This window comes from Kitasatospora sp. NPDC087315 (assembly GCF_044744345.1).
Classification (GTDB): domain Bacteria; phylum Actinomycetota; class Actinomycetes; order Streptomycetales; family Streptomycetaceae; genus Kitasatospora.
The window spans coordinates 24,028-42,006 of record NZ_JBIUYD010000037.1 but is presented as its reverse complement, the minus strand read 5'-3'; the positions used below and the strand labels follow the sequence as shown (position 1 = coordinate 42,006).

Below are 17,979 nucleotides of genomic sequence, written 5' to 3'. Positions count from 1 at the left end.
GTGCCGCCCCTCTGCACCACATCTCCCCAGGAGACCCGGAGACCTGTGAAGACCATCGAAGACCTCGACGTCGTCGGCAAGCGCGTGTTCGTCCGTGCGGACCTGAACGTCCCGCTGTCCGACGGCACGATCACCGACGACGGCCGGATCCGCGCCGTCGCCCCGACCATCGCCAAGCTCGTCGAGCGCGGTGCGAAGGTCGTCGTCGCCTCCCACCTCGGCCGCCCCAAGGGCGAGCCGGACCCGCAGTTCTCCCTCGCACCGGTGGCCGTCCGCCTTGGTGAGATCCTCGGCCGGTCGGTGTCCTTCGCGACCGACACCGTGGGTGAGAGCGCGAAGGCCACCGTCGCCGCCCTGGCCGACGGCGAGGTCACGCTGCTCGAGAACCTGCGCTTCAACGCCGGTGAGACCAGCAAGGACGACGCCGAGCGCGGCGCCTTCGCCGACCGGCTGGCCGAGCTGGCCGACCTGTACGTCGGCGACGGCTTCGGCGCGGTGCACCGCAAGCACGCCTCGGTGTACGACCTGCCGGCCCGCCTGCCGCACGCCGTCGGTGACCTGATCGCCACCGAGGTGGGCGTGCTCAAGCGCCTCACCGAGGAGGTCGAGCGCCCGTACGTGGTCGTGCTCGGCGGCTCCAAGGTGTCCGACAAGGTCGGCGTGATCGACAACCTGCTCGGCAAGGCCGACCGCATCCTGATCGGCGGGGGCATGGCGTACACCTTCCTCGCGGCCCAGGGCCACGAGGTCGGCATCTCGCTGCTGCAGAAGGACCAGATCCCGACGGTCCTGGACTACCTGAAGCGCGGCGAGGAGAACGGCGTCGAGTTCGTGGTGCCGGTGGACGTCGCCATCTCCGGGAGCTTCCCGGACACCAGGACGCACGCCCCGGTCGAGGACTTCGAGATCGTCGACGCGGACAAGATCCCCGCCGACAAGGAGGGCCTGGACATCGGCCCGAAGACCCGCGAGCTGTTCGCGGCGAAGCTGGCCGACGCCCGGACGGTGTTCTGGAACGGTCCGGTGGGCGTCTTCGAGCACCCGGCCTTCGCCGAGGGCACCAAGGCCGTCGCGCAGGCCCTGCTCGACAGCGACGCGTTCACCGTGGTCGGTGGCGGCGACTCCGCCGCGGCCGTCCGCATCCTGGGCTTCGACGAAACGAAGTTCGGGCACATCTCGACCGGCGGTGGCGCCAGCCTTGAGTACCTGGAGGGCAAGACCCTTCCCGGTCTCGCCGCCCTGGAAGGCTGAGGCAATGACTGAGCGTCTCCCGCTGATGGCGGGCAACTGGAAGATGAACCTCAACCACCTTGAGGCCATCCAGCACACCCAGAAGCTGGCCTTCGCGCTGGCCGACAAGGACTACCAGGCCGTCGAGGTCGCCGTCCTGGTGCCGTTCACCGATCTGCGCTCGGTGCAGACCCTGGTCGACGGCGACAAGCTGAAGATCAAGTACGGCTCGCAGGACATCTCGAAGCACGACTCCGGTGCGTACACCGGTGAGGTCTCGGGCCCGATGCTGTCCAAGCTGAAGTGCACCTACGCGGTGATCGGCCACTCGGAGCGCCGGCAGTACCACGGCGAGAACGAGGAGATCGTCAACGCCAAGGTCAAGGCCGCCTACCGCAGCGGGATCACCCCGATCCTGTGCATCGGCGAGCCGCTGGAGATCCGCAAGGCCGGCACCCACGTCGAGTACACCCTGGCCCAGCTCGACGGCGGCCTGCAGGACGTCCCGGCCGACCAGGCCGAGTCGATCGTGGTCGCCTACGAGCCGGTCTGGGCGATCGGCACCGGCGAGGTGGCCACCCCGGAGGACGCCCAGGAGGTCTGCGCGGCCATCCGTCGGCGGATCGCCGAGCTGTACAGCGCCGAGCTGGCCGACAAGGTCCGTGTGCTGTACGGCGGTTCGGTCAAGTCCTCCAGTGCGGCCGGCCTGATGGCCAAGCCGGACATCGACGGCGGCCTGATCGGCGGTGCCTCCCTGGACGCCGACGAGTTCGTCAAGATCGTGCGCTACCGTGACCAGGCAGTAGGCTAACGCCGCCGCAGCAACGTAGGCTTTGGGGCCGGACCGCCGTACGCGGCCCGGCCCCTTCGCCGAAGATACGAGAGAGTTGGTCCCGTCGTGGTTATCGGGTTCTCGATTGCCCTGATCATCTTCAGCCTGCTGATGATCCTCCTGGTGCTGCTGCACAAGGGGAAGGGCGGCGGCCTGTCCGACATGTTCGGTGGCGGCGCGATGTCCACCGGTGGCGGTTCGGCGGTGGCCGAGCGCAACCTCGACCGCATCACGATCATCGTCGGCGGCGCCTGGTTCGCCTGCATCATCGTGCTCGGCCTGGTGCTGAAGTACAAGAGCTGAGGTATTCCTGACGCCCCGTCGCCCCAGCGCCTATCCTGGGAGCGGCCGGGGCGGATGCGGTGGTGGTGGAACCTTAACTGCTGCTTACACTAGGACGACTTCGCCACCGACGCGCACCGCGGCGGGTCGGCGCACCAGCACGCAGGGAGTCAGACCGTGGCAAGTGGCAATGCCATCCGTGGCAGCAGGGTCGGAGCCGGCCCGATGGGCGAGGCGGAGCGCGGCGAGTCCGCCCCGCGCAACCGGATCTCCTTCTGGTGTGCCAACAAGCACGAGACCCGCCCGAGCTTCGCCGCCGAGGCCGTCATCCCGGACACCTGGGACTGCCCGCGCTGTGGCTTTCCGGCCGGTCAGGACGAGCACAACCCACCGGCTCCCTCGCGCAACGAGCCGTACAAGACCCACCTCGCCTACGTCCGCGAGCGGCGCACCGACGCCGACGGCGAGGCGATCCTCGCCGAGGCGCTGGCCAAGCTGCGCGGCGAGATCTGAGCCCGGGGCCGGTACCCGGTCCAACGCCGAAGGGCGTCACCGTCGAACGGTGACGCCCTTCGGCGTTTCCTGCCCGGCCGTCAGGCCGAGGCGGGCGGGTACAGCTGCGGCGGGATCTGCGCCGCCGCGGCGCGGTCGAGCAGCCACAGGGTGCGGCCCCGCCCGTACGCGCCGGAGGCGGGCGCCTGGATCTCGCCGGGGCCGGACAGCGCCACCGCGACGGCGTCGGCCTTGTCCTCGCCCGCCGCCAGCAGCCAGACCTCGCGGGCCTCCCGGATGGCCGGGAGGCTGAGCGAGATCCGGGTCGGCGGGGGCTTGGGCGCACCGCGGACGCCGATCACCGTCAGCTCGGTCTCCCGTACGCCCGGGTGCTCGGGGAACAGCGAGGCGACATGGGTGTCCGGGCCGACGCCGAGCAGCAGCACGTCGAAGCAGGGCACGCCGAGCCGGTCGCCCGGCCCGGCGGCCTTCGCCAGCTCCTCGGCGTAGCGGGCCGCGGCGGCCTCCACGTCCGAGCCGTCCACGCCGTCCGAGGCGGGCATCTCGTGCACCCGCGCCGGGTCGAGCGGAACGGCGTCCAGCAGCTCCGCGCGGGCCTGGACGGCGTTGCGCTCGGGGTCCTGGGAGGGCACGAAACGCTCGTCGCCCCACCAGAGGTCCAGCCGGGCCCAGTCGACCGCGTCCCGGGCCGGGGAGGCGGCGATGGCGGCCAGCAGGGCGTTCCCGTTGCGCCCGCCGGTGAGCACCACCGAGGCGGTGCCGCGGGCGGCCTGGGCGTCCACGATCCGGGTGATCAGCCGGGCCGCGGCCGCCTGCGCCATCAGCTCCTTGTCCCGGTGGACGACCAGCTGCGGGGTGGCGGCGGTCACGAGTCGCTCCGCTTGGTGGTGCGCTTGGCCGCTTTGGCGGGGGCCTTCTTCGCCGCCGCAGGCTCCGCGGCCGGGGCCGCGCTCTCCGCGGACGCTTCCTCCGCAGCCGCCTTCTCCGCGGTGAGCACCGCGGCCGTCACCCGGGCCGGGTTGGCGACGGTGGCCTCGGCGACGGTGGCCTCGGCGATCGCGTGGGCGACCTTCTCGGCCGCCGCCGTCTCGGCGTTGGCCGGCTCGCGCAGCCGCTCCACGGGGGTGCGTACGGCCGTGGCGTAGATGTCGTCCGGGTCGAGCCGGCGCAGCTCCTCGGCGATCAGCTCGGACGTCTCACGACGCTTGAGCGCCACCTGGCGGTCCGGGGAGCCGGGCATCGAGAGGGTGCCCATCAGGCCGTCCGGGCGGTCCAGGGTGATGTCCCCGTCCGCGGTGCGCAGGTGCACCGCGGTGATGCCGGGGCCGCCGGTGACGACCCGCTCGACCGGCACGTGCAGCCGGTTGTGCAGCCAGAGGCCGAGCAGTTCCACGCTGGGGTTGTAGGACTCGCCCTCGACCACCGCGGAGGTGATCCTGGCGGGCCGCTGGTCCAGCGCGGCGGCCAGCATCGAGCGCCAGCCGGTGATCCTGGTCCAGGCCAGGTCGGTGTCGCCCGGGGTGTAGCTCTGGGCCCGCTGGGCGAGCTGGCCGACCGGGGACTCGGCGGTGACGGCGTCGGTGATCCGGCGCTGGGCGATCGAGCCCAGCGGGTCCTGCGCGGGGTGCGCGGGGGAGTTCTCGGGCCACCAGACCACCACCGGGGCGTCCGGCAGCAGCAGCGGCAGGACGACCGACTGGGCGTGCGCGACGAGCTCGCCGTGCATGCGCAGGATGACCGTCTCGCCGGAGCCGGCGTCCGAGCCGGCCAGGATCTCGGCGTCCAGACGGGTCTCGGCGCGGGCCCGGGGCGAACGCCCGGCGCGCTTGATGACCGCCAGGGTGCGCGAGGGGTGCTCGCGGGAGGCGTCGTTGGCGGCCTTGAGGGCGTCGTACGCGCTGCCCTCGTCGGTCACGATCACCAGGGTGAGCACCATGCCGGCGGCGGTGGAGCCGCTGATCCGGCGCGCCTCCATCAGGGCTGCGTTGATCTTGCTGGACGTGGTGTCCGTGAGGTCGATCTTCATGGCCGGCGCCAGCTCCTGCCGTCTCGTGCGAGCATCTCGTCCGCCTCGGCGGGGCCCCAGGTCCCGGCCGGGTACTGGGCGGGCCTGCCGTGGGTGTCCCAGTACCGCTCGATCGGGTCGAGGATCTGCCAGGAGAGCTCGACCTCCTGGTGACGCGGGAACAGGTTGGCGTCGCCGAGCAGCACGTCGAGGATGAGCCGCTCGTACGCCTCCGGGCTGGACTCGGTGAAGGACTCGCCGTAGGCGAAGTCCATCGTGACGTCGCGGACCTCGAAGGAGGTGCCCGGCACCTTGGAGCCGAACCGCACCGTCACGCCCTCGTCCGGCTGGACCCGGATGACCAGGGCGTTCTGCCCCAGCTCCTCGGTCGCGTAGGAGTCGAACGGCAGGTACGGGGCGCGCTGGAAGACCACCGCGATCTCGGTGACCCGGCGGCCGAGCCGCTTGCCGGTGCGCAGGTAGAACGGCACACCCGCCCAGCGGCGGTTGTTGATCTCCAGCTTGATGGCCGCGTAGGTGTCGGTCTTGGAGTCCGGGTCGATGCCGTCCTCGTCGAGGTAGCCGCCGACCTCCTCGCCGCCCTGCCAGCCGGCCGCGTACTGGCCGCGCACGGTGTGCCGGCCGAGGTCGGCCGGGAGCTTGACGGCGCTGAGCACCTTGAGCTTCTCGGCCACCAGCGCCTTGGGGTGGAAGGACGCCGGCTCCTCGATGGCGGTGAGCGCCATCAGCTGCAGCAGGTGGTTCTGGATGACGTCCCGGGCCGAGCCGATGCCGTCGTAGTAGCCGGCGCGGCCGCCGATGCCGATGTCCTCGGCCATCGTGATCTGGACGTGGTCGACGTACGACCGGTTCCAGATCGGCTCGAACATCTGGTTGGCGAAGCGCAGCGCCAGGATGTTCTGGACGGTCTCCTTGCCCAGGTAGTGGTCGATCCGGAAGACCTCGTCCCGGGGGAAGACCTCGTGGACGATCCGGTTCAGCTCCTGGGCGCTCTCCAGGTCGTGGCCGAAGGGCTTCTCGATGACGGCGCGCCGCCAGGAAGCCCTGCTGGGCCCCTCCTGCCCGTTGGCGGGCGAGGAGGGCGGATCGGCCAGACCGTGCTTCTTCAGCTGCTGGACGACGGTCGGGAAGAACTTCGGCGGGACGGAGAGGTAGAAGGCGAAGTTGCCGCCGGTGCCCTGCGCCTTGTCCAGCTCCTCGATGGTCTCGCGGAGCTTGTCGAAGGCGTCGTCGTCGTCGAAGGTGCCGTGGACGAAGCGCATGCCCTTGGCGAGCTGCTGCCAGACCTCTTCGCGGAACGGGGTCCGGGCGTGGTCCCGGACGGCGTCGTGGACCTCCTTGGCGAAGTCCTCGTCGTCCCACTCGCGCCGGGCGAAGCCGACGAGCGAGAAGCCCGGCGGCAGCAGACCGCGGTTGGCCAGGTCGTAGATGGCCGGCATCAGCTTCTTGCGGGACAGGTCGCCGGTGACTCCGAAGATGACCAGACCGGACGGCCCCGCGATGCGCGGGAGCCGTCGGTCGGCGGGGTCACGAAGCGGGTTGACGGGGGCCGGCGGACCATCGCCGGCGTCCGATTCGGACGTCAACTCGGGGTAGTCAGTGCTCACTGAAGGGGCTCCGCTTTCGTGCGCTGGCTGTGAGCGGGGGTCACTTCTCGTCGGCGAAGGAGGCGAGCGAGGCGGTGACGGTGTCGAGCAGCTCGTTCCAGGACTGCTCGAACTTCTCGACGCCCTCGTCCTCCAGCACCTGGACCACGTCGTCGTAGTCCACGCCGGCGGCGGCGATGGCGTCCATCACGGCCTTGGCGTCGGCGTAGTTGGGGACGATGGTGCCGCCGGTGATCACGCCGTGGTCGCCGGTGGCGTTCAGGGTGGCCTCGGGCATGGTGTTGACGGTGCCCGGGGCGACCAGCTCGGTGACGTACAGGGTGTCCGGCAGGGCCGGGTCCTTGACGCCGGTGGAGGCCCAGAGCGGGCGCTGCGGCTTGGCGCCGGCGGCCTCCAGGGCCGTCCAGCGGTCGCTGCCGGCGGTCTTGCCGTCGACGCTGCCGAAGACCTCCTCGTACGCCTGGTAGGCGAGGCGGGCGTTGGCCAGGGCGGCCTTGGAACGCAGCTGCCGGGCCTCGCCGCCGATCTTGTCGAGGCGCTTGTCGATCTCGGTGTCCACGCGGGAGACGAAGAAGGAGGCGACCGACTCGATCTGGGAGAGGTCCAGGCCCTTGGCCTTGGCGGCCTCCAGGCCGGTCAGGTAGGCGTCGATGACCGCGCGGTAGCGCTCCAGCGAGAAGATCAGCGTGACGTTGACGCTGATGCCCTTGCCGATGACCTCGGCGATCGCGGGCAGACCGGCCTTGGTGGCGGGGATCTTGATGAACACGTTCGGGCGGTCGACCAGCCACCACAGCTGCTTGGCCTCGGCGATGGTGGCGGCGGTCTCGTGGGCCAGCCGCGGGTCGACCTCGATGGAGACCCGGCCGTCGCGGCCGTTGGAGGCGTCGTAGACCGGGCGCAGCACGTCGGCGGCGTCGCGCACGTCCGAGGTGGTGATCATGCGGACGGCCTCGTCGGTGGTGACCTTGCGGACGGCGAGGTCGCGCAGCTGGCCGTCGTAGGAGCTGTCGCCGCCGCCGATGGCCTTCTGGAAGATGGTGGGGTTGGTCGTGACACCCACCACGTGCTTGTTCTGCACCAGCTCGGCGAGGTTGCCGGTGTTCAGCCGCTTGCGGCTGAGGTCGTCCAGCCAGATCGCCACGCCTTCGTCGCTGAGGCGCTTCAGTGCGTCAGTCATGGTGCTTCAGTCCTTACTTCTCTTTGTCTGTCTGTCTGTGGGGTCGTCAGACCGGCCGGGGGGCCCGATGTGCGGTCGGGCACCCCCGGCCAAGGGCCGTCAGCGGTTGACGGCCTCGAGCGAGCGCAGCGCGTTGTGCGCCTCGGCCACCACGGCCTCGGCGGTCAGGCCGAACTCCTGGAACAGCACCTTGTAGTCGGCGGAGGCGCCGAAGTGCTCCAGCGAGACGATCCGGCCGTGGTCGCCGACCAGCTCGCGCCAGCCCTGGGCGATGCCGGCCTCGACCGACACCCGGGCCTTGACGGTGGGCGGCAGCACGCTGTCGCGGTAGGCCTGGTCCTGCTCCTGGAACCACTCGAAGGACGGCACCGAGACCACGCGGGTCGCGATGCCCTCCGCCTCCAGGACCTCGCGGGCCTTGACGGCCAGCTGGACCTCGGAGCCGGTGCCGAGCAGGATCACCTGCGGGACGCCGTTGGAGGCCTCGGCCAGGATGTAGCCGCCCTTCGCGGTGCCCTCGGCGGAGGCGAACACCTCGCGGTCGAAGGTCGGGACGTTCTGGCGGGTGAGCGCCAGGCCGACCGGGCCGGGGTGGCTGGTCTGCCGCTCGATGACGGTGCGCCAGGCGACGGCCGTCTCGTTGGCGTCGGCCGGGCGGACGATGGACAGGCCCGGGATGGCGCGCAGCGAGGCCAGGTGCTCCACCGGCTGGTGGGTCGGGCCGTCCTCGCCGAGGCCGATCGAGTCGTGCGTCCAGACGTAGGTGACCGGCAGCTTCATCAGCGCGGCCAGGCGGACGGCCGGGCGCATGTAGTCGGCGAAGACCAGGAAGGTGCCGCCGAACACGCGGGTCCGGCCGTGCAGCGCGATGCCGTTCATGGTCGAGCCCATGGCGTGCTCGCGGATGCCGAAGTGGATCGTCCGGCCGTACGGGCTGGCGCTCTTCAGCGGGTTGCCCTCGGGGAGGAAGGAGCTCTCCTCGTCGATGGTGGTGAGGTTGGACTCCGCGAGGTCGGCCGAGCCGCCCCACAGCTCCGGGATCACCGCGCCGAGCGCCTTGAGGGTCTCGCCACTGGCCTTGCGGGTGGCGACCTCCTTGCCGGACTCGAAGACCGGGACGGACTTCTTCCAGCTCTCGGGCAGCTCGCCGGCCTGGATGCGGTCGAACTCGGCGGCGCGCTGCGGGTGGGCGGCGCGCCAGGCGTTGAACGACTGCTCCCACTCGCCGCGGGCGGCCTTGCCGCGCTTGATCACCAGGCGGGCGTGCTCGATGACCTTGTCGCTGACCTCGAAGGTCTTCTCCGGGTCGAAGCCCAGGACCTTCTTGGTGGCGGCGATCTCGGCGGCACCGAGCGCGGAGCCGTGCGCCTTGGCGGTGTTCTGCGCGTCCGGGGCGGGCCAGGCGATGATGGTGCGCATCGCGATGATCGACGGGCGGGAGGTCTCGGCCCTGGCCGCGTCCAGCGCCTCGGCGAGGGTGGCCACGTCGATGTCGCCGTTGGACCTCGGGGTGACCCGCTGAACGTGCCAGCCGTACGCCTCGTAGCGCTTGAGGACGTCCTCGGAGAAGGCCGTCTCGGTGTCGCCCTCGATCGAGATGTGGTTGTCGTCGTAGAGCGCGACCAGGTTGCCGAGCTTCTGGTGGCCGGCGAGCGAGGAGGCCTCGGCGGAGATGCCCTCCTCCAGGTCGCCGTCGGAGACGATGGCCCAGATGGTGTGGTCGAAGGGGGACTCGCCGGCCGGGGCGTCCGGGTCGAACAGACCGCGCTCGAAACGGGCGGCCATCGCCATGCCCACGGCGTTGGCGATGCCCTGGCCGAGCGGGCCGGTGGTGGTCTCGACGCCCGCGGTGTGGCCGTGCTCGGGGTGGCCCGGGGTGCGGCTGCCGGCGACCCGGAAGGCCTTGAGGTCGTCCAGCTCCAGGCCGTAGCCGGAGAAGTAGAGCTGGGTGTAGAGGGTCAGGCTGGTATGCCCGGGGGAGAGGACGAAGCGGTCGCGCCCCACCCAGGCCGGGTCGGTCGGGTCGTGGCGCAGGAAGCGCTGGAAGATCAGGTACGCCGCGGGGGCCAGCGACATGGCCGTCCCGGGGTGTCCGTTGCCGACCTTCTGGACCGCGTCCATGGCCAGCACACGGGCAGTGTCCACCGTCCGCTCGTCCAGCTCGGACCACTCGAATGCATTCGTCGGCGTCGTGCTCACCCTGTCTCAGGGCTCCTTCCGTTGTGAAGAGTGACCCCGTGAAGGGGACCGGGTCGGCCACGTCGCTGTGGCCCGACGCTTGGGTGGTGCCGGTCACGGAGGGTAGATCCCGCTTCTTCGTGCGAGCCTACCGTCCGGGCCGGGGCTCACCCTCCGTGGTTGCACAACCCACGTGTCCGGGCCACCATTCCCCGTCCGGGTGGACAGAGTCTTTGTCCAGCCTCGCCCAGGTTCGGACGGTTTGCCTCCCCGGCGCGCGGACGGGGGAGTTCCGGCCTCCGGAGGGCCGCCGAGGCATCCGTCCAGGCCACCGCGGCGGGGTTCACCCGGGGGTGTGCGATCCGCCCCGCCGGGGGACCCCGGAGCCGGTGGGGAGATATGGAGCGTCTAAGGTGGCGTGGTACGCGCAGGGCGGACGATTCGGGAACTTTGTTCCGGTGGACGCCTGCGAAGGTTCATCTTCAGTTGGGGTGTTAGTGACCGCCGTCGAATCCCGTCCCGCCGGGGTCACCGGGGCGACGCCTGCGCACCGGCCGTTCGGGGCCCGTGTCGGCGCATTCGTCGCTCTGACCAAGCCTCGGATCATCGAACTGCTGCTGATCACCACCGTGCCGGTGATGTTCCTGGCGCAGCGCGGTGTTCCGGATCCGCTGCTGGTGCTGGAGGTCGTCATCGGCGGCTACCTCTCGGCGGGCGGCGCCAACGCGCTGAACATGTACATCGACCGCGACATCGACGCGGTGATGTCGCGGACCGAGCGGCGGCCGCTGGTCACCGGCATGGTGTCGCCGCGCGAGGCGCTGGTCTTCGGCATCGCGCTGGCGATCGGCTCCACGGTCTGGCTGGCCTACTTCGTCAATGCGCTGTCGTCGCTGCTGGCGCTGTCGGCGCTGCTGTTCTACGTCTTCGTCTACACGCTCGGCCTGAAGCGGCGCACCGCGCAGAACATCGTCTGGGGCGGGATCGCCGGCTGCATGCCGGTGTTCGTCGGCTGGGCGGCGGTCACCAACTCGGTGTCCTGGTCGGCGCTGGTGCTCTTCCTGGTCATCTTCTTCTGGACGCCGCCGCACTACTGGCCGCTGTCGATGAAGGTGCGCGAGGACTACGAGCGGGCCGGCGTGCCGATGCTGCCGGTGATCAAGGGCAACCTGGCGGTCGCCAAGCAGATCGTCATCTACTCCTGGGTCATGGTCGCCGTCTCGCTGGCGCTGTGGCCGCTGGCGGAGACCAGCTGGCTGTACCCCGTCTCGGCGGTGCTGCTGGGCGCGGCCTGGCTGAAGGAGGCGCACGGGCTGTACGCCCGCGCCAAGGCCGGGGTGGTGGGCGCCAAGCTGAAGGAGATGCGCCTGTTCCACTGGTCGATCACCTATCTGACGCTGCTGTTCGTGGTGATCGCGGTGGATCCGTTCGTGAAGTAGAAGTAGGAGCCGCACCCGAAGGGCCCCGGTCGTCGACCGGGGCCCTTCGGCGTTCTTGCGCGGCCGTTCGGCGGCCCGTTCAGCGGCGCGGCAGACCACTCGGCCCGACGTGGCCGTCCAGCCAGTCCTTGAGGGGCTGGGAGGCGCGCAGGAAGCCGGTGATCCGGCGGTGGGCGGCCCGGGTGCCGAGCCACTCGGCGGGCGGCCACTCCTGCCAGGCGATCAGCCCCTTGTGGCGCAGCAGCTCGATCCTGGGGTGGTCCCTGGGGTAGCCGCGCGGGGCGGACTTCAGGCTGTCCCGGCCGACGACCTGGGGGCCGGCCGCGCGGACCCGGGCGATCACCCGCTCCAGCTCGGCGCCGCCGACGTCCTCGGCGACGGCCGCCCGGTAGCGCTCCAACTGGTCGGCCGCCAGCTGGTAGAGGCCGTTGCCGCAGGCCAGGCCGTCGGCGGAGAGCTGGATGTAGCCGCCGGCCGCCAGATGGGCGCCGATGTGGGTCTTGTACGGGGACTTGTCGGCGCTGAACCGGACGTCGCGGTTGGGCCGGAAGATCTTTCCCGGTCCGAACTCGGGTTCCAGCTCGGCCAGCAGCCGCTCCATCGGCTCGCGGACGGCCTGCTCGTACCGGGCCTTGTGGGACTGCCAGAAGGTCTTGGAGTTGTCGGCCTCCAGGTGCTCGTAGAAGTCGAGCGCCTCGGCCGGCCAGCCTTGGAAGGTCACCGTTCCAGTATGTGGCCCGGTGCACAGTCCGCTCCCGTCGCCAGCTCCGCTACCGATGGGTAGCATGCGGGCATGAGCAGCGCAGAGACCGCCACCACCGCCGCGCCGGACGCCCGCGCCGAGCGCCGCGCCAAGCGCATCGCCAAGCACCTCAGCAGCTTCGCCCGGCAGCACGGCGGCAGCGCCGACGGCGTCGTCGAGTACATGGGCTCCATCGGCACCCGGATCGTGGTGGTCGGCGCGGACGGCGCCTGGGGCGACCAGGTCGCCCCGAGCTACGCCGTCGGGCGCCGGGCCGCCGAACTGGCCGGGGTGACCCTGCACGACAGCTTCGAGGGCGAGCTGGGCCTCCGGGTGAAGACCGGCCCGTACGAGTGGAAGCGGATGGCCGGCATCCAGCTCGGCTGATCCCGCGTACGGCGACTGATCCCGCGTACGGCGACGGCCCGGCCCCCCGCTTCGGGGGGACCGGGCCGTACTGCCGTTCCGGCCGCTCGCCGTCCGCCTGTCGGCCGCCTCAGACCGTGGCGGCCTGCGGGGCCTGGGTCTGGGTCTGGGCCGGCAGCGGGGTGGCGGGCGCGTCCTCGCGGACCCGCAGCGCCAGCGGGATGCGCAGCGCGGCGATCCAGGTCAGCGTGGCGCCCAGCATGTGCAGGCCGACCAGGATCTCCGGCACGTCGGTGAAGTACTGGACGAAGCCGAGCACACCCTGGACCAGCAGCACCGCGAACAGCTCGCGGGCCCGGGCGCGGGCGGCCGGCGGGGCCTTCACGGCGGCGAAGACGAAGATCACCGCGATCGCCAGGCCGACCGAGACGAACGCCAGGTCGGCGTGGACCTGGGTGAGCCGGTCGTAGTCGATCGGGATCCGGGGGACGAGCTTGTTGTCCTTGGGCGTCCCCGGGTGGTGGCCTGCGCCGGTCACCAGCGTCCCGGCCGCCACCAGCAGGCCGATCACGGTGACCAGGACGTACGACAGCTGGACGATCGGGCGGGCCACCGCCGGCCGCGGCGGGCCGTCGCCCTCCTTCGTCCGCTCCCACATCAGCAGCGCGACCCAGACCAGGCCCATCGCGGCGATCAGGTGCAGCGCCACCGTGTACGGGTTGAGGCCGGTCAGCACGGTGATGCCGCCGAGCACGGCGTTGCTCATCACCAGCCAGAACTGCGCCCAGCCCAGCTTGGTCAGGCTTCGCCGCCAGGGCCGGTGACAGCGGGCGGCCAGGATCGCCCAGCCGACCGCGGCGCTCAGCACATAGGTGAGCATCCGGTTGGTGAACTCGACGATGCCGTGGAAGCCCATCTCGGGCGTCGGCGTCAGGCTCTCGTCGGTACAGCGGGGCCAGGTGGTGCAGCCGAGGCCGGAGGCGGTGAGCCGGACGGCGCCGCCGGTCACGACGATCACCACGCTCATCACCAGCGCGGTGAACGCGGCGCGCCGGACCATGGCGGCGGACGGCTGCCAGCGTTCGGCGAGCAGGGAGAAGGGGGTACGCACGGGATCAATCGTAGGCGGCCTTACAGGCGATCTTGGGGCGGGGCGGTGCCGCGCGGCCGGTTCTTTCCGGGTTTGCCTTCGAGGCAAGGCCGGTGGGCGCAAACGGGACTGTTCGGACATGGTGGTCATTGGTCTTGACCAATCACCCGTTTGGCCGAAAGAGTGCGGTTTGGTCCATACCTTTTTAGGGACCACTCCCACCCCCCCGCACCTCAAGCGGAGATCCTGCACATGCGCATACACATACCCGCCGCTGCGCTCGCACTCGGCGGATCCCTTGCCCTGGCCGGTCTCATCGCCCCGGCCGCCCACGCCACCGGCTCCGGCGAGCAGTGCCAGAGCCTCGGAGTGGCCAATCTCTACGGGGAGTTCATCGAGGGCGACGACACCCATACCCCCGACGCCGAAGGCGCGGTGGCGGTCGGCGGCAACGCCAACTTCACCGGCGGCTTCTCGGTCGGTCAGGAGCTCACCCCCGGCCAGATCGCGGCCCTGCCCGGCGGCAACGCGCTGGTCGTCGCCGGCAGCATCACCGGTCACAACACGCAGGTCATGAAGGGGAACGGCGTCTTCGGCTCGAAGGCCAACGCTGCCGTCATCGACGCGCACCAGGGCAAAATCAGCCAAGGTGCCTCCCCGATCGACTTCAAGGCCGAGTTCGCCAAGCTGCGCTCCGCCTCCTCCTCGCTCGCCGCCGCGCCGCAGACCGCCGGTGCCAAGGTCGAGGCGAAGGGTGCGGACCTCTACCTGAGCAGCGGCGACGCCAAGCTGAACAGCTTCACCGTCAGTGCCGGCACGCTCCAGGGCGCCACCAACGTCTTCATCAAGGTGCCGGCCGGTTCGGTCACGGTGATCAACGTGACCGGCGACGCGTACGACATGGCCGCCGCCAAGACCACCGGCTTCCACCTGTGGGACGCGGCCAAGGAGTCCTACGTCCTGGACGACAAGCTCCAGAGCGCCTCCGGCGGGGCCGTCCGGGCCAAGCTGCTCTGGAACTTCCCGACCGCCACCAAGGTGGTCAAGAACAGCCAGGCCGCCTGGGCCGGCACCGTGCTGGCGCCGAACGCCGCGTTCGACCTCGGCAGCGCCGGACCGGTCAACGGTTCGGTGATCGCCAAGTCGCTGACCGGCAAGGGCGGTGCCGAGACGCACCACTACCCGTTCACCGGCTGCCTGCCGACCGTCGTCCCGCCGCCGACCACCGTGCCCACCGTTCCGCCGGTGGTGCCGAGCGGTACGCCGTCGGCGACCACCACCCCGAGCACGCCCGGCACCCCGGGTACGCCGGAGGCCTCGGCGACCCCGGGGGCCTCCGGCAGCCCGTCCGCCCCGGCGAGCGGCCAGCCCAGCCCGGGTGCCTCGGCCAGCCCGTCGGCCTCCGTCTCGGCGGTGGCGAGTGCCGGAGCCTCGGCCAGCCCGTCCGCGGAGGCGAACGCCGGCGGCGGTCTGGCGCACACCGGCTCCGGGCCGGTCGTTCCGCTGGCGATCGGCGGGGCGGTCGTGATCGCCGCCGGTGGCGCGATCGTGGTGGCCACACGTCGCCGGGCGGCCAAGAAGGCCTGACCGCATGCCGATTGATCGTTCATGTTGCCCTCGGTGGTCGAATCGGACCGCCGGGGGCAACACTTTTTGGCCGGTGTGACGGAATCCATTCAAGTTTGCCGAATCGGTGTTGTGCGAGGTGACGGGTGTGATGGGCTGGCCATGCACATCCGGGGGCGGACGGACAGACGAAATCCGGCCGTACGACGGGGTGTGGTGAGGTGCGGGGGTGCCGGTAGAGTCCCCCCGGACAGCCGTAGCGGGCCACCGCCTGACCACTCAACAAGCCTGCTGCACAAGACCGTTCGGAGGGGACAACGAAATGGCGCGACAGCAGCGGCAGCTCGGCATCAGGAGCGCGGCACTCGCGGGAACGGCGGCGGCCGCCGTCCTCCTGCCCGTGGCCCTGGCGACCAACGCCTCGGCGCACATTCCCACGTGGACGACGAGCTGCGACAAGGTCGTGATCGACCTGACCAATTACAGCGACACGAACGGTGTGAAGAACACCGTCAGCCTCACCATCGACGGCGAAAAGGTGCTCGACCAGAAGGAGTTCGGCAAGGAGTACCACGGTGCCTTCCCGGTGAAGGACCACTCCGCGCCGGTCACCGCGACCTTTGTGGTCACGACCACCGAGGACCCGAAGAACAGCGACTGGAACAAGACGGAGACCAGGACGATCGAGGTCTGCCACACCCCGACTCCGACCCCGACCCCGACTCCGACTCCGACCCCCACGCCGACGCCGACGCCTACGCCCACCAAGACCCCCACGCCCACACCGACACTCACCCCGACCCCCACGCCCACCCGGACCCCGACGCCCACGGCGACGCCCACGCCCAGCCGGACGCCCACCCCGGTGCCCACCACCCCCGGCCCGGTGCTCGCCCAGACCGGTAGCAGCGACGCCACCCCCGCCATCGCGGCGGCCGGCGGCGGCGTCCTCCTCCTCGGCGGCGCCCTCGTCCTGATCACCCGCAAGCGGCGCGGCGGCAACCACAACTGACGTCACGTCGTAACAGGGTGGCCCCTCGCTCGGATGAGCGAGGGGCCACCGGCGGAACTCCGCGACGCCGCGCGCCCCGGGTCTCGTCATGACCCATGGTGCGCGCCTTCGCACCCAGGGCACGGGGCCGTACCGGTCCGCGGCCACGTCCGCGCCGAGGATCCACGCTGCGGGAGCCGGCCGGGCACTGACGAAGATCAGCGCGCGATCGCCGACCACTTCTGGTTGGCGCCGCCGGTGGACGCCCACTGATCGGCGGTGGCACCGTTGTTGGTGGCCCAGCCGCCCATCTCCAGCACGAGAACGCTGTGGCCGTTGGTGATCCGCCAGCCCCCGCTGGGGCTGTTGCGCTCCCAGCTCCAACTCTGCTTCATACCGCGGGTGCAGTCCCACTGGCGGACCGGTGCGCCGTTGTCGGTCCGCCAGTCCGCGACCTCCAGGCACTTTCCGCTGTGCACGTTTACCGAACCGGATGACCATGGCCTCGGGCGGTCGCGCGGCGGGCTGACCACCAAGCTGCACCTGGCTGTGGAACGGGGGCAGAAGCCACTGTCGCTGCGTGTCACCGCCGGCCAGCGCCATGACAGCCCGCAGTTCCAGCCGGTCTCGGAGGGCATCCGGGTGCCCCGCACGGGTCACGCCTGGGCGTGGACCTGGATGATGCCGTACTTGCCGCTGGTCCGCCACGGCTCCCCCGTGGCCTCCAGCCCGGCGACCACCGGTCCGTCCAGACCGACGATGACGTCCGACTTCAACGTGCGGAGCGCTGCCACAGGGGAGGGGAAGTGGCCGACCCGCTCGGCGAACGGGACCGTGGCGTCCCAGAGCTGGTCCCCGACGAGGCGGCGGTAGTTGAGGTCGCCCTTGGTGATCGTCAGCGTGGCGCCGGAGAGCTCGCTGCTGAGATCGGCGGGCATGTCGTGGAACGGCAGCGGCGCGCAGAAGAACTGGTGCGTGCGGACCGTGAGGGTGCCGCTGTTCATCGCCTGCCAGAGCCGGCGGCCGATCAGTTCCGCTTCCCGGCCCGGGCCGCTGCGGAGCCGGTCGACGGTCGCGAGGACGTCCGCGGTGGTCGCGTCCGACACGTAGTAGGGGAAGGGCTTGACGTACAGGACGACCTCGGCGGCGATCCCGCTCGCGAGGAGGTGGTCGATCAGGACGAGGTCGGGCAGCAGCTCCCGGCCGGCGTTGTCCGCGACGACGCGGACCCTCGGGTCGCGCGCGGCCGCGAGCATGGACCACAGGAGCGGGCCGTCGTCGGCGATCAGCGCGGGCAGCGGGGCGTCGTCGGCCGAGGCGGTGATCTGGAAACCGAGGTCGGCCCGGTTGCCCCAGAGCGCCGACGCGAGCAGCACCTCGCCCCGCTTCTCGGTGGCCAGAGAGGGCAGGCCGCTGAGGGCCGCCAGCTCGGCGTCGACGGCCGGGCCTGCGAGTTCGGCGTGCTTGAACGGTGCGAACGGGTCGATGCCCTGCCAAGTCCCGGGCCGGAAGTAGCCGGTGGCTTCGAGCAGCCTGCGGTAGAAGTAGCTCTCGGCCCACAGGAACGGCGCCTCGCTCCACGGCCGTCCGAACACGCCCTCGCCGCCCCACTCCAGCCACTGCTGGTGATCGTGGGCACTCTCGTCGAGCGGCTCCAGCACACCGCTGGTGCTCTCGGCGAGGAGTTCTTCGATCGCGGTTCGCTCGAACGGCCCGTAAGGCAGTGCGTCGAGCACCTGCTGGATGAGCTTGGGGTGCCGCTCGTGGAAGACGCCCCGGGCGAACGAACCGGGGGTGCCGCTCAGGATCACGGGTGCGGTGGGCATGTTCGGACTCCGGGTCGTGGGGATGGACATCTCGGCGGTCATCCTCGCGGAGGCGGAGGGCCCGGCCGTGAACCCCGGCTCCGAGGAGCCCGGAGTCGCATGCCGGGGTAC

17 protein-coding genes and 1 pseudogene are annotated in these 17,979 nt (G+C 71.1%); 9 read left to right on the top strand and 9 right to left on the bottom strand.

Features of this window, described 5'->3' with window-relative positions; genetic code table 11:
• Positions 1-45 precede the first annotated feature (45 nt).
• From ACIO5D_RS35560 to ACIO5D_RS35545, 4 genes are all read left to right on the top strand, one after another.
• The gene (locus ACIO5D_RS35560) at positions 46-1,251 is read left to right on the top strand and encodes a phosphoglycerate kinase (protein WP_363611958.1); all 1,206 of its coding nucleotides are present in this window, start codon (positions 46-48) and stop codon (positions 1,249-1,251) included.
• 4 nt (positions 1,252-1,255) lie between these two features.
• Positions 1,256-2,041, top strand: a complete 786-nt coding sequence (gene tpiA / locus ACIO5D_RS35555) for a triose-phosphate isomerase (RefSeq protein WP_363611960.1) — start codon at positions 1,256-1,258, stop codon at positions 2,039-2,041.
• An 87-nt stretch (positions 2,042-2,128) separates the two neighbouring features.
• Positions 2,129-2,365 carry a preprotein translocase subunit SecG gene (gene secG, locus ACIO5D_RS35550; RefSeq protein WP_363611962.1) on the top strand — a complete coding sequence of 79 codons (237 nt, stop codon included), beginning with the start codon at positions 2,129-2,131 and terminating at the stop codon, positions 2,363-2,365.
• 204 nt (positions 2,366-2,569) lie between these two features.
• On the top strand, positions 2,570-2,857 hold the full coding sequence (locus ACIO5D_RS35545) for an RNA polymerase-binding protein RbpA (protein WP_030308030.1): 288 nt from the start codon (positions 2,570-2,572) through the stop codon (positions 2,855-2,857).
• A gap of 80 nt (positions 2,858-2,937) precedes the next feature.
• On the opposite strand, the gene pgl is transcribed toward ACIO5D_RS35545, so the two are convergent.
• The 5 genes from pgl to tkt form a co-directional block, all read right to left on the bottom strand.
• Entirely contained in the window at positions 2,938-3,726 is a 789-nt protein-coding gene (gene pgl, locus ACIO5D_RS35540; protein ID WP_363611964.1) for a 6-phosphogluconolactonase, read from the bottom strand.
• Positions 3,723-4,883 carry a glucose-6-phosphate dehydrogenase assembly protein OpcA gene (opcA, locus tag ACIO5D_RS35535; RefSeq protein ID WP_400800239.1) on the bottom strand — a complete coding sequence of 387 codons (1,161 nt, stop codon included), beginning with the start codon at positions 4,881-4,883 and terminating at the stop codon, positions 3,723-3,725. Before opcA ends, pgl begins: the two co-directional genes overlap by 4 nt.
• Positions 4,880-6,469: a glucose-6-phosphate dehydrogenase gene (gene zwf / locus ACIO5D_RS35530; protein WP_363612024.1), complete on the bottom strand. Its 1,590-nt coding sequence runs from the start codon at positions 6,467-6,469 to the stop codon at positions 4,880-4,882. The genes opcA and zwf overlap by 4 nt, the downstream gene beginning before the upstream one ends.
• Before the next feature lie 61 nt (positions 6,470-6,530).
• On the bottom strand, positions 6,531-7,670 hold the full coding sequence (gene tal, locus ACIO5D_RS35525) for a transaldolase (RefSeq protein WP_363611968.1): 1,140 nt from the start codon (positions 7,668-7,670) through the stop codon (positions 6,531-6,533).
• 99 nt (positions 7,671-7,769) lie between these two features.
• Positions 7,770-9,869, bottom strand: coding sequence for a transketolase (gene tkt, locus ACIO5D_RS35520; protein ID WP_400800236.1), 2,100 nt, complete (start codon positions 9,867-9,869; stop codon positions 7,770-7,772).
• Positions 9,870-10,345: 476 nt separating this feature from the next.
• On the opposite strand from tkt, the gene ACIO5D_RS35515 reads away from it, so the two are divergent.
• Entirely contained in the window at positions 10,346-11,287 is a 942-nt protein-coding gene (locus tag ACIO5D_RS35515) for a heme o synthase (protein ID WP_363611972.1), read from the top strand.
• 79 nt (positions 11,288-11,366) lie between these two features.
• Here the strand turns inward: ACIO5D_RS35515 and ACIO5D_RS35510 are convergent, their stop codons facing one another.
• Positions 11,367-12,008: a DUF2461 domain-containing protein gene (locus ACIO5D_RS35510; protein WP_363611974.1), complete on the bottom strand. Its 642-nt coding sequence runs from the start codon at positions 12,006-12,008 to the stop codon at positions 11,367-11,369.
• 72 nt (positions 12,009-12,080) lie between these two features.
• Here ACIO5D_RS35510 and ACIO5D_RS35505 point away from each other — a divergent pair, with 72 nt between their 5' ends.
• The gene (locus tag ACIO5D_RS35505; protein ID WP_363611976.1) at positions 12,081-12,416 is read left to right on the top strand and encodes a hypothetical protein; all 336 of its coding nucleotides are present in this window, start codon (positions 12,081-12,083) and stop codon (positions 12,414-12,416) included.
• A 109-nt stretch (positions 12,417-12,525) separates the two neighbouring features.
• Here the strand turns inward: ACIO5D_RS35505 and ACIO5D_RS35500 are convergent, their stop codons facing one another.
• A complete protein-coding gene (locus tag ACIO5D_RS35500) occupies positions 12,526-13,515 on the bottom strand; it encodes a heme A synthase (RefSeq protein WP_400800262.1) in 990 nt (329 codons plus the stop codon).
• A gap of 222 nt (positions 13,516-13,737) precedes the next feature.
• Between ACIO5D_RS35500 and ACIO5D_RS35495 the strand changes: the two genes are divergently transcribed.
• Positions 13,738-15,072 carry a choice-of-anchor A family protein gene (locus ACIO5D_RS35495; protein ID WP_400653797.1) on the top strand — a complete coding sequence of 445 codons (1,335 nt, stop codon included), beginning with the start codon at positions 13,738-13,740 and terminating at the stop codon, positions 15,070-15,072.
• Positions 15,073-15,373: 301 nt separating this feature from the next.
• On the top strand, positions 15,374-16,063 hold the full coding sequence (locus ACIO5D_RS35490) for an LAETG motif-containing sortase-dependent surface protein (RefSeq protein ID WP_400800234.1): 690 nt from the start codon (positions 15,374-15,376) through the stop codon (positions 16,061-16,063).
• A 197-nt stretch (positions 16,064-16,260) separates the two neighbouring features.
• On the opposite strand, the gene ACIO5D_RS35485 is transcribed toward ACIO5D_RS35490, so the two are convergent.
• Entirely contained in the window at positions 16,261-16,521 is a 261-nt protein-coding gene (locus ACIO5D_RS35485; protein ID WP_400800231.1) for an RICIN domain-containing protein, read from the bottom strand.
• A gap of 25 nt (positions 16,522-16,546) precedes the next feature.
• Between ACIO5D_RS35485 and ACIO5D_RS35480 the strand changes: the two are divergent.
• A pseudogene (locus tag ACIO5D_RS35480) lies at positions 16,547-16,687 on the top strand (IS5/IS1182 family transposase); the annotation flags it as partial.
• 11 nt (positions 16,688-16,698) lie between these two features.
• Here the strand turns inward: ACIO5D_RS35480 and ACIO5D_RS35475 are convergent.
• Positions 16,699-17,868 carry a damage-control phosphatase ARMT1 family protein gene (locus ACIO5D_RS35475; RefSeq protein ID WP_400800229.1) on the bottom strand — a complete coding sequence of 390 codons (1,170 nt, stop codon included), beginning with the start codon at positions 17,866-17,868 and terminating at the stop codon, positions 16,699-16,701.
• Between the last annotated feature and the right edge of the window lie 111 nt (positions 17,869-17,979).

Excerpts from the sequence above, each read along its gene's own strand:
- tpiA (WP_363611960.1), top strand. The coding sequence starts at position 1,256 with ATGACTGAGCGTCTCCCGCTGATGGCGGGCAACTGGAAGATGAACCTC.
- ACIO5D_RS35545 (WP_030308030.1), top strand. The coding sequence starts at position 2,570 with ATGGGCGAGGCGGAGCGCGGCGAGTCCGCCCCGCGCAACCGGATCTCC.
- opcA (WP_400800239.1), bottom strand. The coding sequence starts at position 4,883 with ATGAAGATCGACCTCACGGACACCACGTCCAGCAAGATCAACGCAGCC.
- tal (WP_363611968.1), bottom strand. The coding sequence starts at position 7,670 with ATGACTGACGCACTGAAGCGCCTCAGCGACGAAGGCGTGGCGATCTGG.
- ACIO5D_RS35505 (WP_363611976.1), top strand. The coding sequence starts at position 12,081 with ATGAGCAGCGCAGAGACCGCCACCACCGCCGCGCCGGACGCCCGCGCC.
- ACIO5D_RS35495 (WP_400653797.1), top strand. The coding sequence starts at position 13,738 with ATGCGCATACACATACCCGCCGCTGCGCTCGCACTCGGCGGATCCCTT.
- ACIO5D_RS35490 (WP_400800234.1), top strand. The coding sequence starts at position 15,374 with ATGGCGCGACAGCAGCGGCAGCTCGGCATCAGGAGCGCGGCACTCGCG.
- ACIO5D_RS35475 (WP_400800229.1), bottom strand. The coding sequence starts at position 17,868 with ATGCCCACCGCACCCGTGATCCTGAGCGGCACCCCCGGTTCGTTCGCC.